This is a genomic window from Acidovorax sp. (assembly GCF_046294525.1).
Taxonomy (GTDB): domain Bacteria; phylum Pseudomonadota; class Gammaproteobacteria; order Burkholderiales; family Burkholderiaceae_C; genus Acidovorax.
Genome location: NZ_JBKBKQ010000012.1, coordinates 132,686 through 140,145, shown reverse-complemented (window position 1 = coordinate 140,145; position 7,460 = coordinate 132,686). Strand labels below are relative to the sequence as shown.

At 64.9% G+C, this 7,460-nt stretch carries 6 protein-coding genes; 4 read left to right on the top strand and 2 right to left on the bottom strand.

Going from position 1 to position 7,460, the window contains the following annotated elements; genetic code table 11:
- Positions 1–508: 508 nt before the first annotated feature.
- Entirely contained in the window at positions 509–1,906 is a 1,398-nt protein-coding gene (locus ACK4HJ_RS13160) for a sensor histidine kinase (RefSeq protein ID WP_409832162.1), read from the bottom strand.
- 172 nt (positions 1,907–2,078) lie between these two features.
- Positions 2,079–2,798 (bottom strand): response regulator transcription factor, encoded by a 720-nt coding sequence (locus ACK4HJ_RS13155; RefSeq protein ID WP_409832159.1) that lies wholly within the window; start codon positions 2,796–2,798, stop codon positions 2,079–2,081.
- Between the two features lie 225 nt (positions 2,799–3,023).
- Here ACK4HJ_RS13155 and ACK4HJ_RS13150 point away from each other — a divergent pair, with 225 nt between their 5' ends.
- The 4 genes from ACK4HJ_RS13150 (at position 3,024) to ACK4HJ_RS13135 (ending at position 7,456) form a co-directional block, all read left to right on the top strand.
- A complete protein-coding gene (locus ACK4HJ_RS13150) occupies positions 3,024–4,274 on the top strand; it encodes an ABC transporter substrate-binding protein (protein ID WP_409832156.1) in 1,251 nt (416 codons plus the stop codon).
- Between the two features lie 92 nt (positions 4,275–4,366).
- Positions 4,367–5,485 (top strand): carbohydrate porin, encoded by a 1,119-nt coding sequence (locus ACK4HJ_RS13145; protein ID WP_409832191.1) that lies wholly within the window; start codon positions 4,367–4,369, stop codon positions 5,483–5,485.
- Between the two features lie 224 nt (positions 5,486–5,709).
- A complete protein-coding gene (locus tag ACK4HJ_RS13140; protein ID WP_409832153.1) occupies positions 5,710–6,597 on the top strand; it encodes a carbohydrate ABC transporter permease in 888 nt (295 codons plus the stop codon).
- Positions 6,587–7,456, top strand: coding sequence for a carbohydrate ABC transporter permease (locus ACK4HJ_RS13135; RefSeq protein ID WP_409832150.1), 870 nt, complete (start codon positions 6,587–6,589; stop codon positions 7,454–7,456). The genes ACK4HJ_RS13140 and ACK4HJ_RS13135 overlap by 11 nt, the downstream gene beginning before the upstream one ends.
- Positions 7,457–7,460 lie beyond the last annotated feature (4 nt).

Here is a 7,460-nt window from a genome sequence, read left to right as displayed (position 1 = left end):
CCTTCGCGCGGCGCCGTGGGGGCCGAGCGCAGCGATGGCCCGTGTGGATGTCCGCTCCCCGGGTTCCCTTCAGGATGCGCCGAGGAGCGCAGCGGCCAGAGGATCAGGGCTCGCGATTGTCTGAGCGCAACGCAGTGGAGCGAGTTCGAGCGAGCCCCCGCTGGACGCGAGCACCGCAGGTTGCCCGCAGCGAAGCGGAGGGACGCAGCCTGTTGGGTCGCCCTTTCTTTGGTTCCTTTCTTTCGGCGACGCGAAAGAAAGGGACTCGCCCGCCGGGGCGACATCCCGGCCTCCGCCCTTGGATCCGGCACGCCGCTCAGAGTGGCAAGCGAGCCTTCGAGCCCCGGCTTCGACAACTCAGCCCGAACGGTTCGTTGTGATCCAAGGCTTCGAAATGCTCACCCTAAACGGTCAGGATGGGGCTAAAAGACTGCAAAATTCATAGCTGCCAGCGCTTGAAAAATAAGCGCTAAAGCCCAAAAACAACCAAATACTCACAACCCCACACTCACCCCCGCGGCACCCGCACCCCCACCCTCAACCCCCGCGGCACCAGTGGCTCCGCCACCGTGCGCCCGCCATGCCGCAACGCAATCTCCTCGACGATGGACAAGCCCAGCCCGCACCCTCCTGCCTTGTCCGACCCGCGCCAGAACCGCGCGAACAGGTCACCGAGGTGCTCGGCGGGCACGCCGGGCCCGTCGTCTTCCACCACCAGCAGCGCCCAGTGGCCCGGCTCTTCGTGGCCCACGCGCACCGTCACGGTGGCCCCCTTGCCGGCATAGTTCAACGCGTTGTCGATGAGGTTGTTCAGCGCCTCGCGCAGCAGCAGCGGGTGGGCTTGCACGGCCAGGGTGTCTTCGCCCTCGTAGCCCAGGTCGATGCCCTGCGCCAGCGCGCGCGCAGCCCATTCGCGCGCCACCTCGCGGGCCAGTGCGGCCAGGTCGGTGGGCTGCATCTCCACGCTGGATTCCGAGCGCGCGAGTTGAAGCAGCTGGTGCACTAGGTGCGCGCTGCGCTGGGCGGCAGACAGCACCTTGTGCAGGCGCTCCTGCACCGCGGGTTCGTGGCTTTCGTGCAGGGCCAGCTCGGTCTGGCCGATCAGGCCGGCTAGGGGCGTGCGCAGCTGGTGCGCAGCGTCGTTCAGAAACCGCTTTTCCTTTTGCTGGCCGCGCGCCACGGCCTCCAGCAGGCGGTTGATGGTGCTGGCCAGCGAGTGCACCTCCTGCGGGGCGGACGTCAGTTCGATGGGGGCCAGCGGGTCGTTGGCGCCGCCCTGGGGGCGCGCACCGGCCTGCTCGATCTGCGCTTCCAGGCGCTTCAGGGGCTGCAGGCCGCGCAGCACGCCGGCATACACCAGGGCGCTCAGCGCCAGGCCCATCAGGCCCATGGGCAGCAGCATCTGCTCCAGCAGCTCCTGCGCAATGCGCTCGCGCACCGTCAGGCTTTGCGCCACCTGCACGCGCAGGGTCTGGCGGGTCTGCGGCGTGCCGTAGTCCACATCCAGCAGCGCCACGCGCACGGGCTTATCGTCCACCCGGGCGTGGTACAGGTACGGGTCGCCTACCTGCACCGTGACCGGTGGCGGCGGCGGCAACTGCGCGTTGCCCAGCAGAAAACGCCCGGGCGGTGACGACACCATGTAGGTCACGCGGTCGGTGGGGTCCTGCTCCAGGATGTCCTGCGCCGCCTTCGGAAAGTCCACCAGCAGCCCGTCGCCAATCGGCTTGATCTGCCGGGCCAAGGCGCGCACCGACTGGGTCAGCGTCTGGTCAATGCCCTTCTCACCGTTCTGCAGCGCTACCCGCCACGCCAGAAACCCGCCTGAGAGCCACAGCACCAGCTGGGGCAGCAGCAGCCACAGCAACAGCTTGCGTTGGAGGGAGACCCCAGGAACGTGGCGCATGTCAGTGAACCGCCCGGCGGAAGGTGGTGAAAGCCCGCAACGCGTGACACTGGCGCGGCAAAGGCGCGGGATGCCGAGCAAGGGCCGTCCCGCAGCGAGGGCATAGTCCCCCTGCCCGCGCAGCGCAGCGAAGCGAGGGGAAGGCGCGCAGCGACTCAGGGGGGTGTGCCATCTACGGCTTATTCAGCATGTAACCCAGCCCGCGGATGTTGCGAATGGCCAGCGGCGAGCTATCGAGCTTCTTGCGCAGCCGGTGCACATACACCTCCAGCGCGTTCGATGCCAGCGGCGCGGCCGCCTGGCCGGGCTCGGCAGCGGGACTGGCGCGCCATGCGGCCAGCACGTCGTCGCGCGTGACGACCTCGCCCACGCGGTGGGCCAACAGGGCCAGCAGCTCCCACTCCCGCTGGGTCAGGTCCAGCGTGTCGCCGTTGAGGGCGGCGGTCTGGGCTGTGTGGTCCAGCACCAGCGGCCCCAGCGTGGTGTGCTGCGCCCCCGCCGCGCTGCTGGCCTGCGTGAAGGCGGGCTGCCGCGCACGGCGCAGCATGGCCTGCAGGCGGGCCTGCAGCTCCTGCATGTTGAAGGGCTTGGTGATGTAGTCGTCGGCCCCGGCGTTCAGGCCCCGCACGCGGTCGTCCACGCCATCGCGCGCGGTCAGAATCAGCACCGGCAGGCCTGCAATGTGGGAGCGTGCCCAGGTCAGAAGATCCATGCCGTCGGCGCCGGGCAGGCCCAGGTCCAGGATGATGCCGTCCACCGCCTGGGTCTGCAGCAGCGTCTTAGCCTCGGCCACGCTGCAGGCGGTGCAGACCCCGAATTGCAGTTGCTGCAACTGCCCCGAAAGTGCGTCCAGGAGCAGGGCATCATCTTCAACAATCAGGATCGTGGCCATGGGTTTGAGCATATCAAAGCACCTGTCCGCAGACCGCTCGGCGCCTGCGGCTGGAGGCGCGCTGTAGAGCGATGTAATCGAGTAACCGGCGGGGGTGTTGGTATGTAACCCACACCCGGGAAAGCCCTGATAAGAACATTAATTATTGTAATTAAAGTACCGACTGCGCTGAACGCACCGCATGGTGGCGCACCCAACGGGTTCAAACATCGAGGAGACAAGGGTATGTGGAAGATGACAAAAATCGCCGCAGTCGCGGTGGGACTGGCGGCAGCGATGTCGGCCAGCGCGGGGGAGGTCGAGGTCCTGCACTACTGGACTTCGGGTGGCGAGGCCAAGTCGGTGGCCGAGCTCAAGAAGATCATGCAGGGCAAGGGCCACACCTGGCGCGACTTTGCCGTGGCCGGTGGCGGCGGTGACAGCGCCATGACGGTGCTCAAAAGCCGCGTGATCTCGGGCAACCCCCCTTCGGCAGCGCAGACCAAGGGCCCGGCCATCCAGGAATGGGCGTCGGAAGGCGTGCTGGCCAACATGGACGCGCTGGCCAAGGCCGAGAAGTGGGATGACCTGCTGCCCAAGGTGGTCGCCGATGTGATGAAGTACAAGGGCGCTTACGTGGCCGCCCCGGTCAATGTGCACCGGGTGAACTGGATGTGGGGCAGCTCCGAGGCCCTGAAGAAGGCCGGCGTGGCCGCCATGCCCAAGACCTGGGACGAGTTCTTTGCTGCGGCCGACAAGCTCAAGGCTGCCGGCCTGATCCCCGTGGCCCATGGCGGTCAGAACTGGCAGGACTTCACCACGTTTGAGTCCGTGGTGCTCGGCGTGGGTGGACCCAAGTTCTATCAGGACGCGCTCGTCAAGCTCGACAACTCTGCGCTCACCAGCGACAACATGAAGAAGTCGCTCGAGACCTTCCGCCGCATCAAGGGCTACACCGACCCCGGCGCACCCGGCCGCGACTGGAACCTGGCCACGGCCATGCTGATCCAGGGCAAGGCGGGCTTTCAGCTGATGGGTGACTGGGCCAAGGGCGAGTTCCTGGCTGCAGGCAAGGCGCCGGGCAAGGACTTCCTGTGCGCTGCGGCCCCAGGCTCGGCCAACGCGTTCACCTTCAACGTCGATTCATTCATCCTGTTCAAGCTCAAGGACGCGGGCGCGCAGAAGGCGCAGAGCGACCTGGCTAGCTCCATCATGAGCCCGGCCTTCCAGGAAGTGTTCAACCTGAACAAGGGCTCGATCCCCGTGCGTGCGGGCCAGCCCATGGACAAGTTCGACGACTGCGCCAAGGCCTCGGCCAAGGACTTTGTGGAGACTGCCAAGAGCGGCGGCCTGGTGCCCAGCGCGGCCCACGGCATGGCCATCGCACCCGCCACGGAAGGCGCCATCAAGGATGTGGTGAGCCAGTTCTGGAACGACGACAAGATCACCGTCGCCGATGCCATGAAGAAGATCGCGACCGCCGCGAAGACCAAATAAAACCAACCTGAGAGGGAATCATCATGAAGACAAGAAACCGCCTCACGGCGGTGGCTTTGGCCGCCGCATGCCTGACGCAAACTGCGTTCGCCATGGAAGTGGCAGGCTTTGAGTTCAACGGCTACTCGCGCGGTGGCCCGGTGTTCAACCATTCTGACGGCGTGAAGGGCCATATCGGTCTGGGCGGCGAGCTGCAGAAGTACCGCCTGGGCAACGAGGGCGACAACGGCATCGAAGTGAACTTTGCACGCGGCTTCGAGACTGGCGGCATCAAGTGGAAAGTGAACTACATGCCCGCCAAGTGGGGCAGTGGCGACATCAGCACCGAGCAGGCCTATGTGGAAATGAGCGGCTTCTCGTTCTCGCCAGAGGCCAAGTTCTGGGTGGGTCAGCGTCGCCTGCGCATTCAGGACGTGCACATCGTGGACTACTTCCTGATGAACTACGGAGACAACATCGGCGCAGGCGTCACCGATATCCCGGTGGGCGGCATGAAGCTGGGTGTGGGTGTGTTCACCGGCGACAAGTTTGATGGCAACCTGCCGAACAACGTGAAGGCCCAGCGCATCAACGCTGACCTGTCCGAGATCAACACCAACCCCGGCGGCAAGCTGCGCGTGCTGCTGACGGCGGTGAACGGCAAGAACCAGGCCAACGGCGGCTCAGGCTCTGGCATCTCGATCTCGCACAACCAGAAGGACTTTCTGCTGCCGGGCATGAGCAACGCCTTGTTCCTGCAGACATCGCGCGGCCATGCCCGCATCGATGGCCAGTTCGAAGCCATTGACGGCCTGACCCCCGGAAAGCGCGTCGTGCGCATTGCCGATTCCATCAACTGGCAAAGCGGTCCCTTCGGCGGCCAGGCGCTCATCGGCTACCAGACCAACAAGGCCGACGTGACAGGCGTGGAAACCAAGGATTTCTCTTTGGGTGCGCGGGGCTCGTATGCCTTCACCAAGCATTTCAAGATGCTGGCCGAGTTGTCCACCACCACGCGCAAGGGTGCGGGGCCGGACCAACGCCTGTCCAAGGCCACGCTGGCAGGCGCCCTGGCGCTGAGCGAAGATTTCTGGTCTCGCCCCGAGCTGCGCCTGTATGTGACCAAGGCCAACTGGAACCAGGCTGCGGCCGTGGCAAATGCCGCGACCTTCGGCGCCAATGGCAAGACCTCGCGCACGTTGGTGGGCGTGCAGTACGAGGTCTGGTGGTGAGCGTGACAACAAGAGAGGAAAAGGGAGTGAGTTAGCGAGTGATTGAGTGAGTGATCCAGAGGTTACTTTGTTCTTGGGGGGCCTCAGCGCCCCCCTTTTTTGATTTGTGTGCGACATGCACAACCCTGATTTGCAGCCATGACCATTGACCCTAGAGCACCGTTGGCGCAACGCCTGTCGCGGCCTGTGGCAAGCGGGCCGCTTGACCCCGAGGCAACACGGTGATGAAGCATTCTCACAACACCTTTGAAACATGGCTGCCCAAGCTGGTGGTAGCGCCTGCCTTTGTGCTGGGCTTCGCCTTCATTTATGGCCTGATGGTGTGGAACGGCGTGCTCAGCCTCACCGTCTCGCGCATGCTGCCCAACTACGAATGGGCGGGCCTGGCGCAGTACGAGCGCCTGTGGGAGATGGACCGCTGGTGGGTGGCCCTCAAGAACCTGGGCATCTTCGGTGTGGGCTACGTGGGCGGCTCGCTGGCCATCGGCGTGGTGCTGGCCGTGCTGCTGGACCAGAAGATCCGCGCCGAGGGCGCGCTGCGCACCATCTACCTGTACCCCATGGCGCTGTCGTTTGTGGTGACCGGTACGGCCTGGAAGTGGCTGCTCAACCCGGGCCTGGGCATCGAAAAAATGGTGCGCGACTGGGGCTTCACGAACTTTGAATTTGGCTGGCTGGTGGACACCGAGATGGCCATCTACTGCGTGGTCATCGCAGGCATCTGGCAAAGCGCCGGGTTTGCCATGGCGCTGTTCCTCGCCGGGCTGCGCGGCATTGACGACAGCATCATCAAGGCCGCGCAGGTCGATGGTGCGTCGCTGCCGCGCATCTACTGGCGCATCGTGCTGCCCGCGCTCAGGCCCGTGTTCTTCTCAACGCTCATGGTGCTGTCGCACCTGGCGATCAAGAGCTTTGACCTGGTGATGGCGCTCACCGCCGGTGGCCCCGGTTTTGCCACCGATGTGCCGGCCACCTTCATGTACACCATGTCGTTCTCGCGCGGCCAGATTGGTCTGGGCGCGGCCAGCGCCACCATGATGCTGGCCACTGTGGCGGCCCTGGTGATTCCTTACCTTTACAGCGAACTGCGGACCAAGCCCAATGACCGCTAAGCCTTCTTTGTTCCCCTCCGTGGGCCGTCTGCTCGTCTACGCGGTGCTGGCCCTGGCCACCGCCTTCTTTCTGCTGCCGCTGTACGCCATGCTGGTCACCTCGTTCAAGGACGCGGAGGAGATCCGCAGCACCTCGCTGCTGGCGCTGCCGGGCTTGCTGAACTGGTCGGCCTGGAGCACGGCATGGTCCAGCGCTTGCACCGGCGTGGACTGCAACGGCCTGCGCCCGTTCTTCATGAATTCGGTGGCCATGGCCGTGCCCGCCGTGCTCATCTCCACCGTGTGGGGCGCTGTCAACGGCTATGTGCTCAGCCTGTGGAAGTTTCGCGGCAGCGATGTGCTCTTCGGCCTGCTGCTGTTCGGCGTGTTCATGCCCTTCCAGGTGGTGCTGCTGCCCATGAGCCAGGTGCTGGGTTGGCTGGGGCTGTCCAGCTCCATCACCGGGCTGGTGCTGGTGCACTGCCTCGCGGGCTTGGCGGGCACCACGCTGTTCTTTCGCAACTACTACGCGGCCATTCCGAAAGAGCTGGTGAACGCGGCGCGCATGGACGGCGCAAGCTTCTGGCAGATCTTCTGGCGCATCGTGCTGCCGCTGTCCACGCCCATCGTGATGGTCACGCTGATCTGGCAGTTCACCAACATCTGGAACGACTTTTTGTTCGGCGTGGTGTTCTCGGGCACCGACTCCAAGCCGGTGACGGTGGGGCTGAACAACCTGGCCAACACCAGCAGCAGTGTGAAGGCCTACAACGTGGACATGGCGGCCGCCATCATCGCGGGCTTGCCGACCATGGTGATCTATGTGCTGGCTGGTAAGTTTTTTGTGCGCGGGCTGACGGCCGGTGCAGTCAAGGGTTAAGGGT